General features: G+C 69.3%; 24 protein-coding genes. 5 read left to right on the top strand and 19 right to left on the bottom strand.

Annotation, left to right across the window (positions count from 1 at the left end; translation table 11 throughout):
- Positions 1-19: 19 nt before the first annotated feature.
- The 6 genes from fliO to DIE04_RS13445 form a co-directional block, all read right to left on the bottom strand.
- Positions 20-580, bottom strand: a complete 561-nt coding sequence (gene fliO, locus DIE04_RS13470; protein WP_124520431.1) for a flagellar biosynthetic protein FliO — start codon at positions 578-580, stop codon at positions 20-22.
- Positions 577-1068 (bottom strand): flagellar motor switch protein FliN, encoded by a 492-nt coding sequence (fliN, locus tag DIE04_RS13465; protein WP_124486791.1) that lies wholly within the window; start codon positions 1066-1068, stop codon positions 577-579. Before fliN ends, fliO begins: the two co-directional genes overlap by 4 nt.
- Positions 1061-2059, bottom strand: a complete 999-nt coding sequence (gene fliM / locus DIE04_RS13460; protein WP_124486792.1) for a flagellar motor switch protein FliM — start codon at positions 2057-2059, stop codon at positions 1061-1063. Before fliM ends, fliN begins: the two co-directional genes overlap by 8 nt.
- A gap of 22 nt (positions 2060-2081) precedes the next feature.
- The gene (gene fliL, locus DIE04_RS13455) at positions 2082-2618 is read right to left on the bottom strand and encodes a flagellar basal body-associated protein FliL (protein WP_124486793.1); all 537 of its coding nucleotides are present in this window, start codon (positions 2616-2618) and stop codon (positions 2082-2084) included.
- Between the two features lie 200 nt (positions 2619-2818).
- Complete coding sequence (locus DIE04_RS13450; protein WP_044845194.1) at positions 2819-3541, bottom strand: LrgB family protein; 723 nt, start codon at positions 3539-3541, stop codon at positions 2819-2821.
- 13 nt (positions 3542-3554) lie between these two features.
- On the bottom strand, positions 3555-4031 hold the full coding sequence (locus DIE04_RS13445; protein ID WP_044845195.1) for a CidA/LrgA family protein: 477 nt from the start codon (positions 4029-4031) through the stop codon (positions 3555-3557).
- Positions 4032-4170: 139 nt separating this feature from the next.
- Here DIE04_RS13445 and DIE04_RS13440 point away from each other — a divergent pair, with 139 nt between their 5' ends.
- Complete coding sequence (locus DIE04_RS13440) at positions 4171-5097, top strand: LysR family transcriptional regulator (protein ID WP_044845196.1); 927 nt, start codon at positions 4171-4173, stop codon at positions 5095-5097.
- 66 nt (positions 5098-5163) lie between these two features.
- Here DIE04_RS13440 and DIE04_RS13435 read toward each other — a convergent pair whose 3' ends face one another.
- The gene (locus DIE04_RS13435) at positions 5164-6726 is read right to left on the bottom strand and encodes a DHA2 family efflux MFS transporter permease subunit (RefSeq protein WP_124486794.1); all 1563 of its coding nucleotides are present in this window, start codon (positions 6724-6726) and stop codon (positions 5164-5166) included.
- A gap of 175 nt (positions 6727-6901) precedes the next feature.
- Positions 6902-7390, bottom strand: coding sequence for a MarR family winged helix-turn-helix transcriptional regulator (locus DIE04_RS13430; RefSeq protein ID WP_124520432.1), 489 nt, complete (start codon positions 7388-7390; stop codon positions 6902-6904).
- Between the two features lie 175 nt (positions 7391-7565).
- Here DIE04_RS13430 and DIE04_RS13425 point away from each other — a divergent pair, with 175 nt between their 5' ends.
- Positions 7566-7850: a multidrug ABC transporter ATPase gene (locus tag DIE04_RS13425; RefSeq protein ID WP_082088525.1), complete on the top strand. Its 285-nt coding sequence runs from the start codon at positions 7566-7568 to the stop codon at positions 7848-7850.
- A gap of 273 nt (positions 7851-8123) precedes the next feature.
- Positions 8124-9671 carry an efflux transporter outer membrane subunit gene (locus tag DIE04_RS13420; protein ID WP_124520433.1) on the top strand — a complete coding sequence of 516 codons (1548 nt, stop codon included), beginning with the start codon at positions 8124-8126 and terminating at the stop codon, positions 9669-9671.
- Positions 9672-9698: 27 nt separating this feature from the next.
- On the opposite strand, the gene DIE04_RS13415 is transcribed toward DIE04_RS13420, so the two are convergent.
- Genes DIE04_RS13415 through gspG form a run of 8 tightly spaced genes read right to left on the bottom strand, consistent with a single transcriptional unit; the run spans position 9699 to position 15727 of the window.
- On the bottom strand, positions 9699-10487 hold the full coding sequence (locus DIE04_RS13415) for a type II secretion system protein N (RefSeq protein WP_124520509.1): 789 nt from the start codon (positions 10485-10487) through the stop codon (positions 9699-9701).
- 31 nt (positions 10488-10518) lie between these two features.
- Positions 10519-11025 (bottom strand): type II secretion system protein GspM, encoded by a 507-nt coding sequence (gspM, locus tag DIE04_RS13410; protein ID WP_124486798.1) that lies wholly within the window; start codon positions 11023-11025, stop codon positions 10519-10521.
- Complete coding sequence (gspL, locus tag DIE04_RS13405) at positions 11022-12395, bottom strand: type II secretion system protein GspL (protein ID WP_124520434.1); 1374 nt, start codon at positions 12393-12395, stop codon at positions 11022-11024. The genes gspM and gspL overlap by 4 nt, the downstream gene beginning before the upstream one ends.
- 24 nt (positions 12396-12419) lie before the next feature.
- Positions 12420-13532 (bottom strand): type II secretion system minor pseudopilin GspK, encoded by a 1113-nt coding sequence (gspK, locus tag DIE04_RS13400; protein ID WP_124520435.1) that lies wholly within the window; start codon positions 13530-13532, stop codon positions 12420-12422.
- Positions 13533-13534: 2 nt separating this feature from the next.
- Positions 13535-14239 (bottom strand): type II secretion system protein J, encoded by a 705-nt coding sequence (locus DIE04_RS13395; RefSeq protein ID WP_124486801.1) that lies wholly within the window; start codon positions 14237-14239, stop codon positions 13535-13537.
- Positions 14217-14696: a type II secretion system minor pseudopilin GspI gene (gspI, locus tag DIE04_RS13390; protein WP_409333448.1), complete on the bottom strand. Its 480-nt coding sequence runs from the start codon at positions 14694-14696 to the stop codon at positions 14217-14219. Before gspI ends, DIE04_RS13395 begins: the two co-directional genes overlap by 23 nt.
- A 2-nt stretch (positions 14697-14698) precedes the next feature.
- A complete protein-coding gene (locus DIE04_RS13385) occupies positions 14699-15232 on the bottom strand; it encodes a GspH/FimT family pseudopilin (protein ID WP_124520436.1) in 534 nt (177 codons plus the stop codon).
- Positions 15233-15274: 42 nt separating this feature from the next.
- Positions 15275-15727 carry a type II secretion system major pseudopilin GspG gene (gspG, locus tag DIE04_RS13380; protein ID WP_027783126.1) on the bottom strand — a complete coding sequence of 151 codons (453 nt, stop codon included), beginning with the start codon at positions 15725-15727 and terminating at the stop codon, positions 15275-15277.
- A gap of 177 nt (positions 15728-15904) precedes the next feature.
- On the opposite strand from gspG, the gene DIE04_RS13375 reads away from it, so the two are divergent.
- On the top strand, positions 15905-16315 hold the full coding sequence (locus tag DIE04_RS13375) for a hypothetical protein (protein ID WP_044845208.1): 411 nt from the start codon (positions 15905-15907) through the stop codon (positions 16313-16315).
- Between the two features lie 30 nt (positions 16316-16345).
- Here DIE04_RS13375 and gspF read toward each other — a convergent pair whose 3' ends face one another.
- Genes gspF through gspD form a run of 3 tightly spaced genes read right to left on the bottom strand, consistent with a single transcriptional unit; the run spans position 16346 to position 21370 of the window.
- Positions 16346-17563 (bottom strand): type II secretion system inner membrane protein GspF, encoded by a 1218-nt coding sequence (gspF, locus tag DIE04_RS13370; protein ID WP_124486803.1) that lies wholly within the window; start codon positions 17561-17563, stop codon positions 16346-16348.
- Positions 17564-17567: 4 nt separating this feature from the next.
- Positions 17568-19067: a type II secretion system ATPase GspE gene (gene gspE / locus DIE04_RS13365; RefSeq protein ID WP_124486804.1), complete on the bottom strand. Its 1500-nt coding sequence runs from the start codon at positions 19065-19067 to the stop codon at positions 17568-17570.
- On the bottom strand, positions 19064-21370 hold the full coding sequence (gene gspD, locus DIE04_RS13360) for a type II secretion system secretin GspD (protein ID WP_124486805.1): 2307 nt from the start codon (positions 21368-21370) through the stop codon (positions 19064-19066). The genes gspE and gspD overlap by 4 nt, the downstream gene beginning before the upstream one ends.
- A gap of 368 nt (positions 21371-21738) precedes the next feature.
- On the opposite strand from gspD, the gene DIE04_RS13355 reads away from it, so the two are divergent.
- Complete coding sequence (locus DIE04_RS13355) at positions 21739-22188, top strand: lytic transglycosylase domain-containing protein (RefSeq protein WP_044845212.1); 450 nt, start codon at positions 21739-21741, stop codon at positions 22186-22188.
- Positions 22189-22269: the final 81 nt, after the last annotated feature.

Genomic DNA, 22269 nt, shown 5'->3' with positions numbered 1-22269 from the left:
AAGAGGGCGCGACGCCATGTCAGCGGTCCTTGCCGCGTCCGAAGCGCTTCGCGGCTTCGCCCGCGAGCGCGTCGCGAAACCGCGCGCCGAACGTGCCGGGCTGGCCGCCGCCGGTTGCGGTGCCGCCGGCGGGTGCCTCGGCCGTCGCGGTGGCCGCCGCCGAGCCGGCCGGCAGCGTATGCAGCAGCCGCACGTTGCCCGGCGCGACGCCGAGCACGAGCCAGGTGTCGCCGATCTCGACGATCGTCGCGCTTTCCTTCGCGCCGAGCGCGACGCTCGACACGACCTTCAGCGGGCCACCGCGCCGCGCGGGCTGGAACCCGAAGCGGCGCGCGAGCCACGCGCAGCCGAACACGAGGCCGATCACGACCGCGAGCCCGACGAGCGTCTGCAGCACCGCGCCGACGCCGAGCGACGGCACGGCCGAGCCGACCGTCACGCTCGATGCGATGGCGCCGGCGTTGTTCACCGCGTTCATGTCGGCGGCGCCGGCCGGCGCGCACGCAAGCGACGCGGCAACGGCAGCCGCCGCCGCGATCGCGAACAGGCGCGCGCGGCGGCCGGACGTCACGACTTTCATCGATTCAGCTTCCGGATCCGTTCGGCCGGCGTGATGATGTCGGTCAGCCGGATGCCGAACTTGTCGTTGACCACCACGACCTCGCCCTGCGCGATCAGGCAGCCGTTCACGAGCACGTCCATCGGCTCGCCGGCGAGGCCGTCGAGCTCGACGACCGACCCCTGCGCGAGCTGCAGCAGGTTGCGGATCGCGATCTTGGTGCGGCCGAGCTCCACGGTCATCTTGACCGGGATGTCGAGAATCATCTCGATGTCGTTGTGCGTCGAGCTGGCCGCGGCCTTCGACAGCGGCTGGAACACGCCGGCGCCGGTCGCGCCCGCCTGCACCGGCTGCTGGTTCTGCTCGGCGAGCGCGGCAGCCCAGTCGTCAATGCCCGAATCCTCTTCCGCGGCGGCGGGTGCTGCCTGCACGGCCGCGGCCGATTCCGCGAGGGCCGCGTCGGCGAGTGCCTGCGGGTCGAGTTCGGTCGTCGGGTTCAGCTCACTCATATCCACCTTCCTTCATCGTGTCGCCCGCGCTGATCATCTTCTGTACGCGCAACGCATATTGACCATTGAAAATGCCGTAGCCGCACTCCATCACCGGCACGCCGTCGACCTTCGCGGTGATCGTGTCCGCGATCTCCAGCGGCAGCACATCGCCCGCGCGCAGGTTCAGGATCTTCTCGAACGTCGACGGGATCTCGGCGAGATCCGCGCTCAGCTCGACCTCGGCCGACTGCACCTGCTGCGACAGCACGCGCACCCAGCGGCGGTCGACTTCGAGCGCCTCGCCCTGGATCGGCGACGCGAGCACGTCGCGGATCGGCTCGACCATCGAGTACGGCATGCAGATGTGCAGCGTGCCGCCCGTCGGCCCGAACTCGATCGAGAACTGCGTGACGATCACGATCTCGTTCGGCGTCGCGACGTTCGCGAACTGCGTGTGCATCTCCGAGCGCACGAATTCGAACTGCAGCGGCCGCACGCTCTTCCACGCGGTCGTGTAGTGCTCGAACACGAGGTTCAGCAGCTTGCCGATGATCCGCTGCTCGGTGGCCGTGAAGTCGCGGCCCTCGACGCGCGTGTGGAAACGCCCGTCGCCGCCGAACAGGTTGTCGACGACGAAGAACACGAGGTTCGGGTCGAACACGAACAGCGACGTGCCGCGCAGCGGCTTCACGTGCACCAGGTTCAGGTTCGTCGGGATCGGCAGGTTGCGGGTGAACTCGCTGTACTTCTGCACCTTCACCTGGCTCACGGAGATTTCCGCCGTGCGCCGCATGAAGTTGAAGATGCCGATCCGCAAGAGGCGCGCGAAGCGGTCGTTGATGATCTCGAGGCCGGGCATCCGGCCGCGGACGATCCGCTCCTGCGTCGCGATGTTGTAGGGGCGGACGCCCGACGTATCGCGCTGCTCGTCGATTGCGTCGGTTTCGCCCGTGACGCCCTTGAGGAGGGCATCGACCTCCTCCTGGGACATGAACTCCTGGTGGCCCATGCGCGCTCCTTTTCCGGCCGCGTTACTGGACGACGAATTCGGTGAACAGCACGTCGTCGACCTTCGCGCGCTGGTTGCCCGGCTGCGTCGGCTGTTCGATCAGCTCGCGCAGCTCCTTCGCGAGCGAACGCTTGCCGTCCGGCGTCGCGAGATCCTCGGGATGCTTGTTCGACAGCGCGAGCAGGATCCGGCTGCGGGTCTCCGGCATGCGCGCGGTCAGCTGCTCCTGTGCCTTCGGGTCGGTGAGCTTCAGCGACAGGCCGACGCGCAGGTAGTGCTGCACGCCGTCGTCCGACTGCAGGTTGACGGTCAGCGGGTCGAGCGGGAAGAACACCGGGGCTGCCAGCGGCGCCGGTTCGGCGGGCGCGCTCGCATGGCCGACGCCGGTCTTGCTCAGGAACACGTACATGCCGCCCGCGGCGGCGGCCGCTGCGCCCAGCGCGATGACGGCGATGAGCGCGATGCGCTTGAACTTGCCGGACGAGGCCGGCTTGTCGGCAGTCGGGTTTGCGGTCGTGGAGGCCATGTGAATGCGTGCGTGATGTCTCGTAGCATGCATTGTTCGGCATCCGGGCCGAGCCCGATGGGCGGAAAAGAGGGGGGAATTGCGGCTATCTCAGCCGATTGTCGGCCGGGTGTCGGCTCGATGCAGGGTACGAGCGGCGGGAAAACGGCGTCTGCGAGCGGTGAGGCGGGCGACCGGCGGGCATCCGGGCCTTCAGGCGGGAAGGGCGGGCGGCGGCACCCGCCCGCGCATCGTCAGATCGGCAGCAGCGACAGCAGCGGCGCGATCAGCACCATCGCCACGCCCGCGATCATCATCGTGAGGCTCGACACGACGCCTTCCTCGCTGCCGATCTCGCGCGCCTTCGCCGTGCCCACGCCGTGGGCGGCCGCGCCGAACAGCGCGCCGCGCGCGAGCCGCGTGCGCATCGGCACCAGCGCGAGCACGATCTCGCCGAGCAGCATCCCGCAGATGCCGGTCGCGATCACGAACAGCGCGGTGAGATCCTTCGGCGCATGGATCTTGTCGGAAACGGCGAGCGCGAACGGGGTCGACACCGAGCGCGTCATCAGCGAGCGCTGCAGCTCGGGCGACAGGTGCAGCAGCTTCGCGAGCAGCAGCGATCCGCACACGCCGGCACCGATCCCGACCGCGACGCCGACCGACAGCGACAGCCAGTGGCGGCGGATCAGGTCGCGATACTCGTAGATCGGCACCGCGAACGCGATCGTCGCCGGGCCGAGCAGCCACATCAGCCAGCGCGTGTCGCGGAAGTAGACCGAATACGGGATGCCGGTCAGCACGACGAGCAGCGCCAGCACGCCCGGCACGAACACGAGCGGCGAGAACAGCAGCGTCTTCCTGTATGCGTAGAGCCGCTTCGACACGAAATACAGGACGACCGTCAGCACGAAGCAGCCGACGGAGATCGCGGTATTCACGCGGTCGGCGGACAGGTTCGACAGCAGCGCAAGCATCGCAGGCTCCGGCTCAGTGGGCCGACGCGGTCGCGAGGCGCGCACGGCGGCGCTCGGCGAACACGCGCTGCGCGGCGAGCCGGCGCTCGAGCTTCGCGGCGAGGTCGACCGCCACCGCCACCGCGACCATCACGAACGCGGTGCCGGCGAGCATGACCAGCGCGATGCGCCAGCCGTCCTCGCGGAACAGCCCGCCATACTGGACGGCCGCGACAGCGGCCGGCACGAAGAACAGCAGCATGTCGGACAGGAGCCAGTTCGCGCCGTCCTTCACCCACGCGGGCGCGACCCGGCCCGAGAACAGCAGCGCGAGCAGCACCGCGAGGCCGACGACGCCGGACGGCACCGGCAGCCCGACCGCGCGCACGGCCCAGTCGACCGCCATCCACAGCACGCCGAGCGCGGTGGCCTGCAGCACGATCCGGCCCGTACGCGCAACGTTGCCCGCAGCGGCGGGGCGGGCGGCGGCAGTGGCGGTCGGCTTGGTCATGGCGGGCTCCATACAGATGTTGCGTTGATGGTGTGAGTATAGGGTTTCCCCTAACCATAAATAAAATGACTTGTCTCTATCCTTGTCATTCCAATTCGGAATTCAGCTTGGTTCGTTGCACCAACTTGGGGAGTCATCGATGGAATTGCGCGCGCTGCGGTACTTCGTCGAGGTGGTCCGTCAGCAGAGCTTCACGGCGGCCGCCGACCGGTTGTTCGTCACGCAGCCGACCATCAGCAAGATGGTGAAGGCGCTCGAGGACGAGATCGGCTCGCCGCTGTTGCTGCGCGACGGCCGGCAGATGGTGCTGACCGACGCGGGGCGGATCGTGTTCCAGCGCGGCCAGGACGTGCTCGCCGCGCAGGCGCAGCTGCAGTCGGAACTGAAGGATCTGGGCACGCTCGGGCGCGGCGAGCTGACGATCGGCATTCCGCCGCTCGGCGGGTCGCTGTTCACGCCGATCATCGCCGCGTACAAGCAGCGTTATCCGAACATCGAGCTGAAGCTGTTCGAGCAGGGCGCGCGGATGATCGAGGCCGCGCTGATGTCGGGCGAGCTCGAGCTCGGCGGGCTGCTGGAGCCGGTCGATCCGGCCACGTTCGAGCGACTGCCGATGGTGCGCGCGCCGCTGTGGCTGGTCGCGCCGCGCGAGTCGCGCTGGGAGGATCACACGGCCGTGCCGCTCGCCGATCTGGCGCGCGAGTCGTTCGTGTTCTACGCGGAAAGCCTCGCGCTGCACGACGCGGTGCTCGACGCGTGCCGGCAGGCCGGCTTCACGCCGTCGATCGTGAGCCGCAGCGGTCATTGGGATTTCATGGCCGCGCTGGTGCACGCGGGGGTCGGCATCGCGCTGTTGCCGGAGCCGTACTGCCGGCGGCTCGATGCGCGGCAGTTCACGTGCCGGCCGATCGTCGAGCCGGAGATCACCTGGGCGATCGCGCTCGGCTGGCTGAAGAAGGGTTACCTGTCGCACGCGGCGCGGGCGTGGCTCGACGTCGCGCGGGCGACGCTGCCGATCGCGTCGGGCGACGATCTGGCCTTCGGCGGGTTGCGGGCGAGGGAGTGAGGCGCGCGGCGCGGGCGGCGCAGCGATACGACGAACGGGCGGAGGCCGGCGCGGCCCGCCGCGCGTTCAATGCCCCATCGCCGGCCCCGCGCCTTTCCTCGGCTTCGTGATCCACACAAGCGCCGCGAGTGCGATGAACACGCCCGCCGACAGATGGAAGAAGTCGTTGGTCGCCATCATGAAGCCCTGCTGCGTGACGAGCTGGTTGAGCTGCGCGTTGGCCGTCTGCCCGACGATCCCGAGCTGCGCGAGCGCGCCCTGGTAGTCGGTCGTGCTCTGCGCGTAGATGCTCACCGATTCCGACAGCCGCGCGTGGTGATAGATCGCATCGTTCTCCCAGAACGTCGAGCTGGCCGCGGTGCCGATCGCGCCCGACAGCGTGCGCAGGAAGTTCGACAGCCCGGACGCGCTCGCGAGCCGCTCGTCGGAGATGCTCGACAGCGTGATCGTCGTCATCGGCACGAAGAAGCAGGCGACGCCGATCCCCTGCACGAGCCGCGGCAGGATCACGTGGTTGAACGGCACGTCGAGCGTGAACGTCGAATTCCAGACCGATACACCCGCGAACACGATGAACGCGAAGCTCGCGACCATCCGCAGGTCGAGCCGGTGCATGTTGCGCCCGATCAGCGGCGACAGCACCAGCGCGAGCAGCCCGACCGGCGCGGTCGCGAGGCCGGCCTTGCCGGCCGTGTAGCCCATCACCGTCTGCAGCCACAGCGGGAAGATCACGACCGAGCCGAAGAACGCCATGAAGCCGAACGAGATGATCAGCGCGCCGAGCGCGAAGTTGCGGTCCTTGAACAGCGACAGGTCGACCACCGGTTCCTTCTCGGTCGCCTCCCACACGAGCATGAACGCGAGCGACACGACCGCGATCAGCGCGAGCGCGACGATGAAGCTCGAGTTGAACCAGTCGCGGTCCTTGCCGAGGTCCAGCATCATCTGCAGGCACGATACGCCGATCACGAGCAGCGCGAGGCCGATCGCGTCGATCCGCTGCTTCGTCGTCTTCGTCTCGCGGCCGCGCAGCAGGAAGTATGCGCAGGCCGCCGAGAAGATCCCGATCGGCAGGTTGATGTAGAAGATCCACGGCCACGTGTAGTTGTCGCTGATCCAGCCGCCCAGCAACGGGCCGAAGATCGGCGCGACGATCACCGTCATCGCCCATAGCCCGAGCGCGAGCCCGCGCTTCGCGGGCGGATAGCTGCGCATCAGGATCGTCTGCGACAGCGGCACCATCGGCCCGGACACGAGGCCCTGCAGCAGCCGGAACGCGATCAGCGTCTCGAAGTTCTCCGCGAGGCCGCACAGCGCCGACGCGATCGTGAACGCGAGCACCGACAGCGTGAACAGGCGCACCTCGCCGACCCGCCGTGCGAGCCAGCCGGTCAGCGGCACCGCGATCGCGGACGCGACCGAATACGACGAGATCACCCACGTGCCTTCGCTCGTCGCGACGCCGAGGCTGCCCGAGATGGTCGGCACCGCGACGTTCGCGATCGACGTGTCGAGCACTTCCATGAAGGTGCCGAGCGCGAGCCCGACGGTGAGGAGCGCGAGCGCGCCGCCGGTGAGCGGCGCGGGTTGGGCGGCAGGTGGCGCGGCGGATGCCGTGGTGGCGGACATCGGAATCTCCTAGACGCGACGCGCGCAGCGCGCCGGCACAACACACGGGCGCACCCTATCGCGCGGCCCGGACGGGTGGAACGGGTGAGGGGAGAGATGGAGCACGTGCCTCGTCATCTTCTGCCCAGACAGAGAAATAAGCGAATGCTTAACCTAGACATCGGGCCTCCCGCGCTCAGCAATCCGGTTCGTCGGGCTTCGGGCAGCCGCCGTCGCCGGGCCCGTTGGCGATGAACCGCTGCAGCAGGCCGGTGAGCAGCGCGAGTTCGTCGGCCGAGAAACCGGCGAGCTGCGCGTTCAACGCGGTCGCGATCAGCGACGGCAGCGCGCGGGCCGCGTCGGCGCCGCGCTCGGTCAGCGTCAGCTCGATCACGCGGCGGTCCTGTTCGCTGCGCGAGCGCGCGACCAGGCCCTTGCGCTCGAGGCGGTCGAGCATCCGGGTCATCGAACCGCTGTCGTACGACATCTTGCGCGACAGCTCGAACGGCGTGCGCGCATAACCGCGCGACAGCAGCAGGATCACGCCGATCTGCTGCGCGGTGAGGTCGTACGGCTCGAGTGCGCGGTCCATTCGCTCGACGAGCGCCTGCCGGGCCTTGGTCAGGTAATAACCGAGGCTCGTTTCCAGTGCGATGGTGTCGGGATCGTAGAGGCCGCCGTTCATGCGAATTGCGCGCGCAGCAACAGTGCGTTTCAGGTCAAAACGCGCCCAGTATCTTGAAAAATGATTGCTTAGTCAATATTATTTCAGGCAACCAGTTACGACGTGCATGCCGCACTGCCGGAGACGATGTTCTGACCGCTCAGCCCGCGCTGCCGGGCACCCGAGGATGTTCGCAATGCTGTTCCTGAAAAATGCCGCCGGCGCGCTGCGCCGCAACCTGACCGATACCGCTCATCATGTGTTCTCCGGGCCGCACCGCGGCTGGAAGATCGCGCTGTACGTGACGATGCTGGTGGTGCCGGGCGGGTCGCTCGCGGCGCTCGGGTTTGCCTGGTTCGATCACCGCCGGCAGCGCAACGCGAAGGGCGCCGCCCGCCGCACGAGCCGGCCGGCGGCCACGGAGCCGTCGACATGGCGGTCCGCCGCCGATCCCGTCCCGGTGCCCGCGCGCTGTCACTGACACCGCCGGCTCCCGTCATCCCGACCGAATGCCGGCCGCACCCCGCGGCCCGGCTTCGTCTGCGCCGCATTCGTCGCCTGCCTCGAGCGCAAGCGATCCGTAATGACCGGTAAACCGGCCGGCCGCGCCGGTAACACATTCGTGCCGCCGCGCACCGTACCCTTAGGGCTGCGCGGCTTTCCCGCCGTCAGTTACCATTTGTCCGCCAGCGGCACGACGACCGCATCGCGCGACGCCGCTCGCCGGCCGCAGCATCCCGACAGGAAAACCACCATGCCGTACGCTCCCCTCCCGCGCGCCCTTCGCCCGCTGAGCGCCGCCGTCGCCGTCGCGACGGCCGTGCTGCTCGCCGGCTGCGCCGTCGGGCCCGACTATCACCGGCCCGACACGTCGATCCCCGCCGCCTTCAAGGAAGCGCCGGCCGGCTGGAAAGTCGCGCAGCCCGCCGACCGCGCCGACCGCGGTCCGTGGTGGAGCGTCTACAACGACCCGCAGCTCGACGCGCTGGTCGGCAAGCTCAACGCATCGAACCAGACCATCGCGCAATCGGCCGCCGCGTACCGGCAGGCCCGCGCGCTCGTCGCCGAAGCGCGTGCCGCGTACTTCCCGACCGTCGGGCTGACCGCCTCGGGCTCGCGCTCCCGGACGGGGCGTACGTCGTCTTCGTCGAGCTTCGGCAGCAGTTCGTCGATCAGCAACAGCTACAGCGTCGGCCTCGACGCGAGCTGGGAACCCGACCTGTGGGGCAAGGTGAGCCGCACCGTCAGCGCGCAGCGCGCCGGCGAAGCGGCCGCCGCGGCCGATCTCGCGAACGCGCGGCTCTCGCAGCAGGCGCTGCTCGCGCAGACCTACTTCCAGCTGCGCACGTCCGACGCGCTGCAGAAGCTGCTCGACGACACCGTGAAGTCGTACGGCGAATCGCTGAAGCTCACGCAGAACCAGTACGCGCAGGGCGTCGCCGCGCGCGCGGACGTGATCCAGGCGCAGACGCAGCTGCAGAGCGCGCAGGCCGCGTCGATCGACAACGGCGTCGCGCGCGCGCAGTACGAGCATGCGATCGCGACACTGATCGGCGAACCGGCATCGACGTTCTCGCTGGCGCCGAACCCGCTCGCGGCGGAGCCGCCGATCACGCCGGTCGACGTGCCGTCCGCGCTGCTCGAGCGCCGGCCCGACATCGCGGCGGCCGAGCGCCGCGCGGCGGCCGCGAACGAGCAGATCGGCGTCGCGATCGCCGCGTTCTTCCCGACGCTCACCCTGTCGGCCACCGGCGGCTTCCAGAGCTCGGTGTGGTCGCAACTGTTCACGCTGCCCGCGCGGTTCTGGACGGTCGGCCCGCAGCTCGCGGCGACGCTGTTCGACGCCGGCCTGCGCGCCGCGCAAACGGATGCCGCGCGCGCGACCTACGACCAGGACGTCGCCGCGTACCGCCTCGCGGTGCTCACGGCGTTCCAGGACGTCGAGGACAACCTCGCGTCGCAGCGCATCCTCGCTCAGGAAGTCGACGTGCAGCGGCAGGCCGTCGACAGCGCCCAGCACGCGCTCGCGATCGTCACGAACCAGTACAAGGCCGGCACGGTCGCCTACCTGAACGTGCTGACCGCGCAGACCACCGCGTTCACCGCGCAGCAGAAGCTCGCGACGATCGCAGGCCAGCGGATGGTGTCGTCGGTCGGGCTCGTGAAGGCGCTCGGCGGCGGCTGGGATGCGTCGGACATCGCACGCGAAACGGGCGACATGGCGGCGCCGGCGCCGGCATCCGGTGCGGCGGCGCCGGCCGCGACCGCACCGTCGGCCGCCGTGCCGCTCGCGCAGAAGTAAGACGGAAAGGAGAGGGTGGCGCGCGCGTCAGCGCGTCGCGTCGCCGAAGATCAGCGACACTTCGTTGTTGCCGATCGGATGGCCGAGCAGGTTCAGCAGCCCCGCGAGGTTCGCCTGCTGCTCGGGCGCCGCATGCGCGGTGCCGCGAAACGAACCCTGGCCGGGGCCGAAGCTGCCGTGTCCGTCGAGGAACAGCGGGCCCTGCGTCGTCGACAGGTCGAGATCGGCGCCCGAGCCCTTCGCCTGCAGCACTGCGCGATACGACCCGAGCGGCTTCACGCGCGACACGCGCGAACTCATCGAATCGATCGTCACCGTCAGCTGGCCGAACGCGCTGTTGCCGATCATCCGCCAGTCGGTCCAGCCGAGCCGCACGTCGCCCTGCAGGTCGAGCGTGTTGAACGGCGTGCCGAGCCCGGCAAGCAGCGACGCGGGCACGGCCATCGTGCCCGCCGACAGCACGGCGCCGCGCCACGTCGCGTCGAGCGTGACGGCGTCGGGCATCGCCTCGGTCTGCCGCATGCGCATCCGCACGCGCCCGCTCAGGAGCGGCCAGAAGCCCGTGGTCCATTCGACCCGCCCCGGCAGCAGCGTTGCCGCGCTCTGGTCCGCGCCCGGTGCGAGCATCAGCGTGCCCGACCCGTGCCACAGCGATCCGTCCGGATCGACGAGGTTCACGTGGCCGCCGCTCGCGCGCGCGAACTGCGGCGCGATCCACGCGGCCGGCGCGAGCGCGACGAGCGTCAGCGCCGTCGCGAACCCGCCTGCCACCACCCACGGCAATGCGGCGGCGAGCCGCCTGATCCCTGGCCTCATCGGCCGACCGTCGCTGGTTTCATCCACTGCGTCATTTCTGCGTCGAGGGTTGCATCACGGCCGTCAGGTCGACCTGGCCGTCTTCCTTCAGTCCGGTCACGTGCGCTTCGCCGACCTGCACCTTGAACTGCCGGCGCGCGTCGTCGAGCCACTGCGTCCACACCGGAAACGAGGCGTTCTTCATCTGGATCTGCACACCGTTGCCGACGACCTGCACCTGCGCGCCCTGCAGCCCGTGATCGGACAGCGACGCGGTGAGCGCGTCCTTCAGCGCAAGACCGGTCGGCGCGACGCCTTGCGCGGCGGCCGTCAACGACTTCGCCTCGTTGGCCTGCGCGGTCATCTGCGCGAGTTCCTGGCGCATCGTCGGGAGCTCGCGCCGGATCCGCGCGCGGCCTTCCTCCGCGGGCGACCACAGCACCGAATACGCGATCGCGACGGCCAGCACGGCGCCGCCCCAGCCGAGCAGCGTCCGCTCGCGCGGCGTGCGCTCGCCCCAGAACTGGGCCAGCGTCTGGGTCAGTTGTTCCGTCTTCATGAGCGGCTCCGGATCGTCCATTTGCCGGTGCTGCTGTCGACTTCGCCGGCCAGCCCGTTGCGCGCGAGACGCTGCGGGAAATCGGGGTCGACCTTGACCTCCGGCTTGAAGCCGACGTCGAGCCGCCGGTCGTGATAATCGAGCGACGCGATACCGTTCAGCGGCAGCGCGCCCATCGAACGCGACAGCCCGCTCGACAGCGCGAGGAAATCGTTCGGCGACAGCTCGCCCGCCGCGAGGCGCAGCTGGTCGAGCTGACGCTGCATCTGCGCGGGCGGATCGAGCACCGTCGTCGTCTTGGGGAAGGCAGACAGCAGCGTCTCGGTGATCTGCGCGGACAGCGCGTCGCGCTCGCGCGACAGCTTCCACCAGTGCAGGTTCATCCCGATCACCGCGACGCCGAGCGTGGCCGCGGCGAGTGCGATCGGCACGCGCAGGCGCTTCAGCGTCGCGCGGTCGAAGCGCCACGGCTGCGATTCGAATTCGAACTGGCACAGATCGAAGCGCTCGGTCAGCGCACGCCGCGCGAACGCATCGAACGGCAGCGGTTGCGCGCCCGGCAGCAGCGGGCCGTCGGCGCGTCCGACCGACGCGAGGCGCGGCTCCGCGCCCGGTTCGCCGAGTTCGTACAGTTCGACGTCGCCGCCGCCCGCGAGCGCGGCGAGCGTGCCGGCCGCGCGCGACGCAGGCGCCGCGAACCCTTCGCCGAGCGCGCCGCGCGCGACCGCGAACTCGAGACGCGGCGCACCGGCCGCGGCCGGCTGCGCGCCGGCTTCCACGAGCACCGGCTCGATCGCCGTCGTGAGGCCGAGCACCGCGGCGACCGCGGTCGGGCGCGCAGGCGGCTCGACCGCATCCGTGAGCGCGTCGGCTTGGGTGGCCTCACCGTCGGCATGCGCATCCGGTGCAGCTTCCGACGCCGGCGCGCGCGGCGCGGGCAGGCAGCGCGTCGCGGGCACCGCGCTCAGGTGCCGGTGGCCGGCCGCGGTGAACGCATCGCAGATCGCGCGGAACCACGCGCGGTCGACGACGGCCAGCACGCGACGGCCGTCGGGCAGCGCGACCGGATCGAGCGCGACATGGCAGCCGAGCGGATCCTGGATCAGCTGATCCTCGACGATGTTCGGCAGCGCCTGGCGCAGCTTCGGCCCCTTGAGCGGCGGCACGGTCGCGGCCAGCAGCAGCACGTCGCGCGCGGCGACGATCAGCACCGTCGCGTTCGCGCGCGGCAGCAGCGCGAGCGCGGCGCGGCCCGCGCGCTGCACCTGGCCGGCCTTGTCCACGAGCGTGAACGGCAGCTCGGGCCACTGCCATTCCTGCAACGGCACGGCCGGCTCGCGCGGCGGCAAAGAAACAATCAGCGTGCTCAAGAGCTCCTCTCCCGGATGGCGTCGTTATAGCTGGTCGCGGATGCGCACGACCCGCGTCGAGTGCGTGGTCGGATCACGATACACGAGCGAGGTGCGATCGACCTCCGCGCGATCGTGCTGAATCCGGCCATGCACGATGAAGTAACTGGAATTGACGTCGACGAGGCTCGAGTCGATCGTCACGTTCGGCGCGCCGGCACCGCGCAGCGCGAGCTGCACGTCGCCGACGTTGCGGAAAAACACGGTCTCGCGCCGCGCGACGAGCGCCTGCGCGGACGACACGCTCATCCCCGGCATCAGCGCCGCGATCACCTCGGCCGGCGCGGTGTTCATGTTCACCGGCGTCGTGGTCGGCAGCACGGTGACGAACGGGCGCAGCCGCGCGACCATTTCGGGCGTGACGCCGTCGACGTCGAGCAGGCTGTCGACGCCGGTCATCACGAGCGGCGCGGGCCCGCGGTCGCTGTCGGACATCCCCGGCTCGTCGGTGAAGTTGCCGGCCGTGTCGCCGCCGGGCACCGGCGCGGTCGCGGCCGTTCCGGCGCCGGGCAGCGTCGGCGTCTGGAAACGCGTCGCCGAGTGCATCAGGCCCGCGCGCATCTGCAGCGCGATGCGCTTCGCGAGCGCGCCGTCGTAGCCGAGGGTCGTCAACAGCCGCTGGAACGCCTTGAGCTGCATCGCGTTGAGCTGCAGCACGCCGGGCGCCGGCGACGACACGAGGTTGCGCAGGTTGTACTTGGCCTGCGCGTCCTCGATCGATCCGGAGATGTAGGTGTCTTCGCCGCCGTTGTCGTTCGGCGCGCCGATCCGGCCGAGGAAATCCGACAGCTTCGTCTTCGCGATCGGCACGGCCCAGATCCCGCCGAGATAGGTGATGCCGGGCGCCGTGTCGCCCTCGGAGCGCAGGATCATGCGCGTCCAGTCGAGCGCGCCGCGCGCGACCCACTGCGCCTGCGCGATCACGCGCTGGTTCTCGATGCGGCGAATCTGCACCTGCTGGCGCCACAGCATCCCCGACACGAGGATCGCCGACAGCGCGACGACGAGCAGCGCGGTGATGATCGCCGCGCCGCGCTCGCGGCGGCCGCGTGCGGCGCCACGCGCGGCGAACCGGGTACGGTGAGGGCGCGCACGCATCGTCATTCCCCGACGAGGAAGATGCGCGTGACGGGCACGCGCAGCGAGGTCGCGCCGATGCTGACCTGCAGCCCCGTCACCGCGCGCGCCGGCGGCGCGTTGCCGATCTGCGGCACCTTCAGCGCATCGTTGTTCTGCGCGAGCGCGTCGTTGGCCGTCTGCAGGTTGGTGGTCCAGCCGACGCGCGGCACGTACAGCTTCGCGTCGATCGCACCGACGCCGCCCATCAGCGCGACCCAGCTCCAGCCGTCAACGCTGCTGTCCTTCAGCACGTCGCGCAGGCGGTTCGCGTCGTCGAGCGGCGGCGATGCATAGCGCACGACGCGCCCGCCGGCGATCCGGTAGCGGACCACCTGCAGCCGCGGCGCGGCGCCCGGCACGTCGAGCTCGCGGACGATTTGCAGCGTGTTGCCGGCGACGCCGATCGCCGGCTGGCCGGCTTCGTCGTCGGTCGCGGCGAGCCGCGCGTCGATGCGCATCTGGTCGAACATCTGCGCGAACACGCGCTCGTCTTCCATCGCGGCCGCGACCTTGTCACGGCCGCGCATGATCTGGTCGAGCCCGCGCCACGACAGGATCGCGACCACCGCGAGGATCGCGATCGCGATCATCAGTTCGATCAGCGTGAAGCCGCGCACGCGGCGCGAGCCGGCGGCGCGCAGCGGCCGGCGCGGCATCGGCGCGTCAGAGCGGACGGCTGGTTTCATTCGCGACCACCGTCACCATTTGCGCGAGCACGCCGGCGCGCCCCGGCATGCTCACCGACATCTGCACGCGCCGGAACACTGGGTTCGGCGTCGTGCTCACGCGCTGCGTGCAGACCAGCTGCAGGTTGCCCTGCGAACAGTCGAAGCTCTGTTCGCCGACCTCCGGCCACGCATGCGTGAGGCGCAGTTGCGCGAGCGCGTTGTCGGCACTCCAGCCGGCGAGCAGCCGGCGGTGGAGATCGGATGCATTGGTCGCCATCGTGCCGACCGCGCGGATCGACGCGGCGAGCGCGACCGCGATGATCGCGAGCGCGACCAGCACCTCGATCATCGTGAAGCCGCGCGCCCCGACGAGGCCGGCCGCAGGCCGGTCTCCGGAGGAAGTACGCCTGGGGTGCCCCGAAGGGAGCCCCCTTGGGGGGCGGGAAGCGGCCGGAAAGGGCAGGCGACGACGCATCGTCATTGCACCTCGTAGCGGCCGTTGCCGGTGCCGACGATCGTCGCGCTGCCCACCGCCGAATGCAGCGTCACGCGCACCGGCGTGTCGATGCTTTCCGTGCCGAACACGACGCGGCTCGCGCGCGTGTCCGAACCGGGATAGTCGATATCGGCGCCCGTGACGCCGCCGTCCCAGTCGCGCGGGCGCAGCACGTCGTCGCGCAGCGTGTGCCAGCCGTCGGGCGAGCTCACGTCGAAGCGGAAACCGTGCGCGGTCGGCTGCCACGCGACCGGGCGCGCGCGCACCTGTGCTTCGTCGCCGGCCGTCTCGAACAGCAGCGCGATGCGCTGCGCTTCCTCGCGCAGGTCGGTGCGCGGATTGCGCGTCAGCGACAGCGACGCGAGCGACACCAGCAGGCCCGCGATCACGAGCACGACCAGCATCTCGAGCAGCGTGAAGCCGCGTGCGCGTGCCACGGTCACGGCCGCGCCGCGCCGCACGCGGCCGTCGCGGCGAGCGCGAGCGGAGCGCAAGGGCGTGCGAGGGGCGGGCATGGAGTGAAGAACGGGGAGAACGTCGGGACGGTCAGCGCAGGCTTACTGCCACGAACCGATGTCGGAGTCGTTGCTCTCGCCGCCTTCCTTGCCGTCGGCGCCGTAGCTGAACACGTCGATCTCGCCGTGCACGCCCGGGTTCAGGTACTTGTACCCGTTGCCCCACGGATCGTTCGGCAGGCGCTCGAGATAGCCGCCGTCCTTCCAGTTGTTCGGGATCGGATCGGTGGTCGGCTTCTGGATCAGCGCGTTCAGGCCCTGTTCCTGGGTCGGATAGCGGCCGTTGTCGAGCCGGTACAGCTTGAGCGCCTGCATGATCGTGCCGATGTCCTGCTTCGCGGCGATACGGCGCGCCTCGTCGGGACGGCTCATGATCTTCGGCACGATCAGTGCCGCCAGGATCCCGAGGATCGCGACCACCACCATGATCTCGATCAGCGTGAAACCGCGCTGACGGCGCACGGCCGCATTACGGCGAGTGATCCACGTTTGCATGACTGACTACCTCTTCCAAAAAATGTCGTCGATTAAGTGACGCACCCGGCGCATTCCGGACGTTTGCCTGACGGCCAGCTTCCGTTTCCCCCGGGCGCGGAGCACGCATTGTAAGGCGCGCACTGCCGAGGGCTTTCACCCAACGCAAATTTCATATACATCCGTACAATAGCGCGCATGAACGCGCTCTCGATCCGGATCCTCTCCCTAGCCCTCTTCGCGGGTTTGTGCGCGACGGCCACCTACTGGGTCGTCACGCTGTCGGCCCGCGAAGCGCCGCTGCCCGCCGCCGCCGCGCGGTTGCCGATCCGCACCGAGGACGCCGCCGCGCTCTTCGGCGGCCAGCTCGACAAGAATCCCGTGCAGGACATCCACCTGTTCGGCATTCTCGCGCTCGATCATGGCGGCGCCGCGATCGTCGGCATCGGCGGCGAGCCGCCGCGCGCCGTGTCGCTCGGCGCGGAGCTCGCGCCCGGCGCGAAGCTCGCCGAAGTGCGCAACCGCTCGATCATCGTCGACCGCAACGGCGCGCGCGCCGAAGTCCAGCTCCCCGCGAACACGCCGTCGCCCGCGATCTACATGCGTTGAACGGCGGTGGCCTGACCGGCGGTCAGGCCGTCACTGCACCATGTTGTTCAGCTCGATGATCGGCAGCATCACGGCCAGCACGATCACGAGCACGATCCCGCCCATCGCCAGGATCAAGAGCGGCTCGAGCAGGCTCGTCAGGAACATCGTGCGGCGTTCGAGCTCGCGTGCCTCACCTTCCGCCGCGCGATCCAGCATCGTCGTCACGTCGCCCGTCGCCTCGCCGGAGCGGATCAGGTGCACGAGCACCGGCGGAAACGTCTTCACGTTGTTCAGCGCGCGCGACAGCGCGGAGCCTTCGCGCACGCGCACGATCGCGTCGTCGATGTTCGCGCGCATCGCGCGGTTCGACAGCGTCTCGCCGGCCGCCTGCAGCGCGCGCAGGATCGGCACGCCGGCCGCGGTCAGGATGCCGAGCGTGCTCGCGAAGCGCACCGTGTTGTAGCCCCGCACGAGCTTGCCCGCGAGCGGCGCGGTCAGCACCCAGCGGTCGAACGCGAGCCTGGGCCCGTCGCGCGACAGCGTCGCCTTCACGACCCACACGACGAGCGCGGCCGCGATCAGGATCGCCCACCACCAGTGCCGCACGAAATCCGACAGCGCCATCATCACGACCGTGAGGATCGGCAACTGCTGCTTCGTGCTCGCGAACACGTTGACGACCTGCGGCACGACGTAGCTCAGCAGGAACGTGACGATGCCGAAAGCGATCAGCGTGACGATCCCCGGATACGTAAACGCGAGCAGGATCTTCTGCTTCAGCGCGTTGCTCTGTTCGATGTAGTCGGCCAGGCGCGACAGCACGATGCCGAGCTTGCCGGTGTGCTCGCCCGCCGCGACGAGCGCGCGATAGATTTCCGGGAAGTCGCGCGGATGCTGGCCCAGCGCATTCGCGAGCGAGTGGCCGCCGAGCACCTCCGCGCGGATCGAGGCCATCAGTTCGCGGATGTAGTCGCGCTCGGCCTGCTCGGTGAGCACGCCGAGCGCCTCGTCGAGCGGCAGCCCCGCGATCAGCAGGCTCGCGAGCTGGCGCGTGAGGATCGCCTGCTCGCGCTGCGACAGCTTGCGGCCGAACGCGAGGCGCTGCGAGCGCGCACCGCGGCTCGCGCTGGCGGCCGGCTCGACCACCAGCGGCGTGAGCCCCTGCGTGCGCAGCTGGCCGCGCGCGGCGCGCGCGCTGTCGGCATCGATCACGCCCTTCTGCGCGCGCCCGGCCGAATCGATTGCTTCGAAACGGAATGCCGACATCGCGCTATGCGCCTCCCGTCACGCGCAGCACTTCCTCGAGCGACGTCGCACCGGCCGCGAGCCAGCGCTCGGCGTCGTCGCGCAGCGTGCGCATCCCTTCCGCGCGGCCCGCGGCGAGAATCTCCGCATCGGCCGCGTTGCGGTGGATCAGCGTACGGATCGAATCGTCGACCACCAGCAGTTCGTATACGCCGCGCCGGCCCGTGTAGCCCGAATGCCCGCACTTGTCGCAGCCGACCGGATGCCACACGGTGCGGCCTTCCTCCTGCCGCTCTTCCTTGCAGACCGGGCACAGCTGCCGCACCAGGCGCTGCGCGAGCACGCCGAGCAGCGACGACGCGAGCAGGTACGGCTCGACGCCCATGTCGGTCAGGCGCGTGACGGCGGACGCCGCATCGTTGGTGTGCAGCGTCGCGAGCACGAGGTGGCCCGTGAGCGACGCCTGCACCGCGATCTGCGCGGTTTCGAGGTCGCGGATTTCGCCGATCATGATCACGTCCGGGTCCTGGCGCAGGATCGAACGCAGCGCGCGGGCGAAGGTCATCCCGATCCGCTCGTTCACCTGCGTCTGGCCGATGCCGGACAGGTCGTATTCGATCGGATCCTCGACGGTCATGATGTTGGTCGTCGCCGTTTCGAGCCGCGACATCGACGCATACAGCGTCGTCGTCTTGCCCGAACCGGTCGGGCCCGTCACCAGCACGATCCCGTGCGGGCGGGCGATCAGCTTGTCGAACTGGACGAGCGTGTCGCGGCCCATCCCGAGCGCTTCGAGGTTCAGGCGCTGCGCATCCTTTTCCAGCAGACGCAGCACCGCGCGCTCGCCGTGCCCGGTCGGCAGCGTCGACACGCGCACGTCGACCGGCCGGCCGCCGACGCGCAGCGTGATGCGGCCGTCCTGCGGCAGGCGTTTCTCGGCGATGTCGAGCTGCGCCATGATCTTGATCCGCGAGATCAGCGCGCCGTGCAGCGCCTTCTTCGGGCGCACGACGTCGCGCAGCGTGCCGTCGACGCGAAAGCGCACGACCGATGCATTCTCGAACGGCTCGATGTGGATGTCCGATGCCTGTTCGCGCGCCGCTTGCGTGAGCAGCGCGTTGATCATCCGGATGATCGGCGCGTCGTCCTCCGATTCGAGCAGATCCTCGACTTCGGGGATGTCCTGCATCAGCCGCGACAGGTCGACTTCGCCTTCGACCTCGCCGACGATCTGCGCCGCGCTGCCGTCCTGGCGCGCGTAGGCCTGGTTGATCGCCTGCGCAAGTTCGTCGGCCGGCACGCGATGCACGGAGATCGAGCCGAAGTTGCGCGCGATTTCGGCGAGCGCCGCATCGTTCGTGCGTTCGCTGATCCACACCTCGAGCGTGTCGTCGAGCTGGTGCGCGATCAGCACCTGGCCGCTCTTCGCAAAGCCGTACGGCAACAGGCGCGCGGCGAGCGGCGACGGCGGCTGCCGTTCGCCCGGCGCGCCGTCGTGGGCGGAGGACGCGAGCACGTCGGTCACTGCGAGGCTCCCGACGGCACCGTCAGCGGCTGTTGCTGCATCTGCTGCTGCGGCACGGCTTGCGGCTGGACGGCCGGTTGCGCCTGCTGCGCCGGCTGCGGGCCCTGCTGCTGGCGGCGAATCTTCGTCAGGTCGAACAGGTTCAGTGCCGAGCCGCCTTCGCTCGGGCCGAGCGGCATCGGCGGAACGGTCGGATCGTCCTTGTCACGCATGACGTTGTTGTCAGACTTATACGAGCCCGTGACGCCCTGGATATAGTCGTAGCGGTTCGCCGACACCGCCTGCGCGGTCTGCCGGTCGGTGATGATCACCGGGCGCAGGAACACCATCAGGTTGGTCTTCTGTCGGTTCTTCGATTCCGAGCGGAACAGCTGGCCGATCCACGGGATGTCGCCCAGCAGCGGCACCTTGCTGTTCGACACGTTGTAGTTGTCCTGCATCAGGCCGCCGAGCACGATGATTTCGCCGTTGTCCGCCAGGATCGTCGACTGGATCGAGCGCTTGGTGAACGTCGGGCCGGTCGTGGCGGTCAACGTGCTGGTGACGACCGCCGAATCCTCGGTGTAGAGCTGCAGCTTCAGGATGCCGCCGTCGGTGATCTGCGGCTTCACGTGCAGCGTGAGGCCGACATCGCGGCGATCGTAGGTATTGAATGCGTTGTTCGTGTTGCCGCTCGTCAGGTTCGAATACGACCCCGTCGGAATCGGCACGTTCTGGCCGACGACGATCTTCGCCTCTTCGTTGTCGAGCGTGATGAGGTTCGGCGTCGACAGCACGTTCGCGTCGCTCACGCCCGCGAAATAATTCAGCAGCGCGCCAAGGCCCTGCACGCCGAACATGTTGTGCAGCCAGCCGACGTTCAGGCCCGGCAGGAGCGTCTGCCCCAGCGCGCCGAGCCCCGCCGTACCACCGGCGGCAACCGCGCCCGACACCCCGAGGATGTTGCCGCTGGGCGTACCGGGGGCGCTGAAGTTCGTGCCGCCGAGAAACTGGCCCTGGGCGATCTGCCACTGGATGCCGAGGTTGCCGGACGTATTCGAGTTCAGCTCGACGATCAGCGCTTCGATATAGACCTGCGCGCGCCGTGCGTCGAGCTGGTCGATCACCGAGCGCAGGTTGCGGTAAACGGGATCGGACGCGGTGATGATCAGCGAGTTGGTGGCCGCGTCGGCCTGGATCATCCCGCCCGGCTGGTTGTCGTCGCCGCTCTTGTCCTTGTCGCCGCCGAGCAGGCCGCCCGTGCCGAGACCGCCGCCGCTGGACGAACCACCGCCGTACGACGACGAAGACGAACCGCCGAGGCCGCCCGACGGCAGCGGCGGGGTGCCCGACGTGCCGGTCGAGAAGTTGCCGCTCTGCGACGAGCCGCCGCCCTGGTTGAAGCTGTTCGCGTCGTTGGACGACGCCGACGAACCGCTGTCGCTGCTGCTCTTGCCGAGCATCCCGCGCAGCGTCTTCGCGAGCTTCACCGCGTCGGCGTTGCGCAGCGGCACGACGTGCATGTTGCCGGGCACCGCGCTCGGCGCGTCGAGCTGCTGCACGAGGCGCTTCGCGGCCGCGAGGCGCGACGCGCTCGACGCGCGCAGCATCAGCGAGTTGGTGCGCGGGTCGGCGGTGACCGACACCTTCAGCGTCGCGTCGCTGTTGCCGATCGCGCCCGGGTCGAGCATCTTCTGCAGCTGCGCGGCGAGGTCGATCGCGTTCGCGTTGCGCAGCGGCACGACCTGGACCTGCGCGCCCGCGGCGCTGTCGACGCCCGAGATGATCTGCGCGATGCGGCGCACGTTGTCCGCGTAGTCGGTGACGACGATCGTATTGTTCGCCGGGTAGGCGGTGACCGTGTTGTTCGGCGAGATCAGCGGCCGCAGCACCGGCAGCAGGTTGTTCGCCGATTCGTTGCGCAGCTCGAACACCTGCGTGATGACCTGGTCGCCGCGGGCCTGCGGCGCATTGCCGACATAGGTCGGCACGCCCTGCAGCTTCGCGTCGGCTTCCGGCACGACCTTCAGCACCCCGTGATCCTGCACGAGCGCGAAGCCCTGCATGCGCAGCGCCGACTGCAGCGTCTTCAGCGCCTGGTCTTCCGGCACCGGCCGTTCGGCCACTAAATTGAGCTGCCCCTTCACGCGGGGGTCGACGATGATGGTCTTGCCGGTTGCGGCACCGATCGCCTTGGCGACCTGGTCGATGTCCGCATTCACGAAATTGAGCGTGACCTGAGCGTAGGCGGCCTGCGAGACGATGATGCCGGCGACGATCAGGGTCGTCGCGATGCGCCGCATAACGAAGCGATTTCTTGTCATGGATGAATGGGTCGATGCCGGCTCAGGCCACTTCCGGCGGTAGTGCTGGGATCCAGGTCCGAAAGAGGCGACATTAGCAGCTTTTCATGTCCGGAATATCACATTGAGCCGAGGACTGTCTCACATACGACATGTATCCGGCGCGCCGTATGCAATATGTAAGATTTCGGCGCCGCCCCGGCATGCCGTCCGTCGCCGTCGTTTTTGCGATGAATCGACACGAAAATGCGGTATAAACGGGCAGCCGTCGTTCGCATGTCGCCACGTGACGGACTCTCGGTATGATACGGGCGGCACGTTTCCAGTCGCACGAATAACGGACACGGGTTTTCCCGATCCTTGCGCCCATTCCTTTCGTTTTCCGCACCATGAACAGACGGTTCGCTTCGATCGCGTTGATCGCCGCCGGCGTGTGGTTCGCCTGCGGAAGCGCACGCGCGGATTGTTTCGACGAGGCCGCCCGCTACCAGAAGGTCAATCCGCTGATCCTGCGCGCGATCGCGTGGCAGGAGTCGCACAACCGGCCCGACGCGCTGAACAAGAATACGAACGGCTCGGTCGACTACGGCCTGATGCAGATCAATTCGATCCACCTGCCGGCGCTGTCGCGCTACGGCATCGGCCGCGACACGCTGATGCAGCCGTGCAAGAACGTCTACATCGCCGCGTGGCACCTGCGCCAGAAGATGAATCGCTACGGCAACACATGGCAGGCCGTCGGCGCCTATCATTCGGAAACGCCGTCGCTGCGCGACAAGTATGCGCGGCAGATCGCCGGGATCCTGACGCAGTGGAAGCTGATGCCGCCCGAGCAGTGACGCCGCGCCGCGGCGCTTGCCGACGCCGTGCCGCTCGGCCGGCGCGCGTTTGATGCACAATGCGGATCTCACGCCGCGGTT

Source organism: Burkholderia sp. Bp8994 (assembly GCF_003853805.1).
Taxonomy (GTDB): Bacteria; Pseudomonadota; Gammaproteobacteria; order Burkholderiales; family Burkholderiaceae; genus Burkholderia.
Note: the sequence above shows the minus strand (reverse complement) of the source record. Positions and strands in the feature narration are given on the sequence as shown.

Excerpts from the sequence above, each read along its gene's own strand:
- fliO (WP_124520431.1), bottom strand. The coding sequence starts at position 580 with ATGAAAGTCGTGACGTCCGGCCGCCGCGCGCGCCTGTTCGCGATCGCG.
- fliN (WP_124486791.1), bottom strand. The coding sequence starts at position 1,068 with ATGAGTGAGCTGAACCCGACGACCGAACTCGACCCGCAGGCACTCGCC.
- fliM (WP_124486792.1), bottom strand. The coding sequence starts at position 2,059 with ATGGGCCACCAGGAGTTCATGTCCCAGGAGGAGGTCGATGCCCTCCTC.
- fliL (WP_124486793.1), bottom strand. The coding sequence starts at position 2,618 with ATGCATGCTACGAGACATCACGCACGCATTCACATGGCCTCCACGACC.
- DIE04_RS13450 (WP_044845194.1), bottom strand. The coding sequence starts at position 3,541 with ATGCTTGCGCTGCTGTCGAACCTGTCCGCCGACCGCGTGAATACCGCG.
- DIE04_RS13445 (WP_044845195.1), bottom strand. The coding sequence starts at position 4,031 with ATGACCAAGCCGACCGCCACTGCCGCCGCCCGCCCCGCCGCTGCGGGC.
- DIE04_RS13440 (WP_044845196.1), top strand. The coding sequence starts at position 4,171 with ATGGAATTGCGCGCGCTGCGGTACTTCGTCGAGGTGGTCCGTCAGCAG.
- DIE04_RS13435 (WP_124486794.1), bottom strand. The coding sequence starts at position 6,726 with ATGTCCGCCACCACGGCATCCGCCGCGCCACCTGCCGCCCAACCCGCG.
- DIE04_RS13430 (WP_124520432.1), bottom strand. The coding sequence starts at position 7,390 with ATGAACGGCGGCCTCTACGATCCCGACACCATCGCACTGGAAACGAGC.
- DIE04_RS13425 (WP_082088525.1), top strand. The coding sequence starts at position 7,566 with ATGCTGTTCCTGAAAAATGCCGCCGGCGCGCTGCGCCGCAACCTGACC.
- DIE04_RS13420 (WP_124520433.1), top strand. The coding sequence starts at position 8,124 with ATGCCGTACGCTCCCCTCCCGCGCGCCCTTCGCCCGCTGAGCGCCGCC.
- DIE04_RS13415 (WP_124520509.1), bottom strand. The coding sequence starts at position 10,487 with ATGAGGCCAGGGATCAGGCGGCTCGCCGCCGCATTGCCGTGGGTGGTG.
- gspM (WP_124486798.1), bottom strand. The coding sequence starts at position 11,025 with ATGAAGACGGAACAACTGACCCAGACGCTGGCCCAGTTCTGGGGCGAG.
- gspK (WP_124520435.1), bottom strand. The coding sequence starts at position 13,532 with ATGCGTGCGCGCCCTCACCGTACCCGGTTCGCCGCGCGTGGCGCCGCA.
- DIE04_RS13395 (WP_124486801.1), bottom strand. The coding sequence starts at position 14,239 with ATGAAACCAGCCGTCCGCTCTGACGCGCCGATGCCGCGCCGGCCGCTG.
- gspI (WP_409333448.1), bottom strand. The coding sequence starts at position 14,696 with ATGCGTCGTCGCCTGCCCTTTCCGGCCGCTTCCCGCCCCCCAAGGGGG.
- DIE04_RS13385 (WP_124520436.1), bottom strand. The coding sequence starts at position 15,232 with ATGCCCGCCCCTCGCACGCCCTTGCGCTCCGCTCGCGCTCGCCGCGAC.
- gspG (WP_027783126.1), bottom strand. The coding sequence starts at position 15,727 with ATGCAAACGTGGATCACTCGCCGTAATGCGGCCGTGCGCCGTCAGCGC.
- DIE04_RS13375 (WP_044845208.1), top strand. The coding sequence starts at position 15,905 with ATGAACGCGCTCTCGATCCGGATCCTCTCCCTAGCCCTCTTCGCGGGT.
- gspF (WP_124486803.1), bottom strand. The coding sequence starts at position 17,563 with ATGTCGGCATTCCGTTTCGAAGCAATCGATTCGGCCGGGCGCGCGCAG.
- gspD (WP_124486805.1), bottom strand. The coding sequence starts at position 21,370 with ATGACAAGAAATCGCTTCGTTATGCGGCGCATCGCGACGACCCTGATC.
- DIE04_RS13355 (WP_044845212.1), top strand. The coding sequence starts at position 21,739 with ATGAACAGACGGTTCGCTTCGATCGCGTTGATCGCCGCCGGCGTGTGG.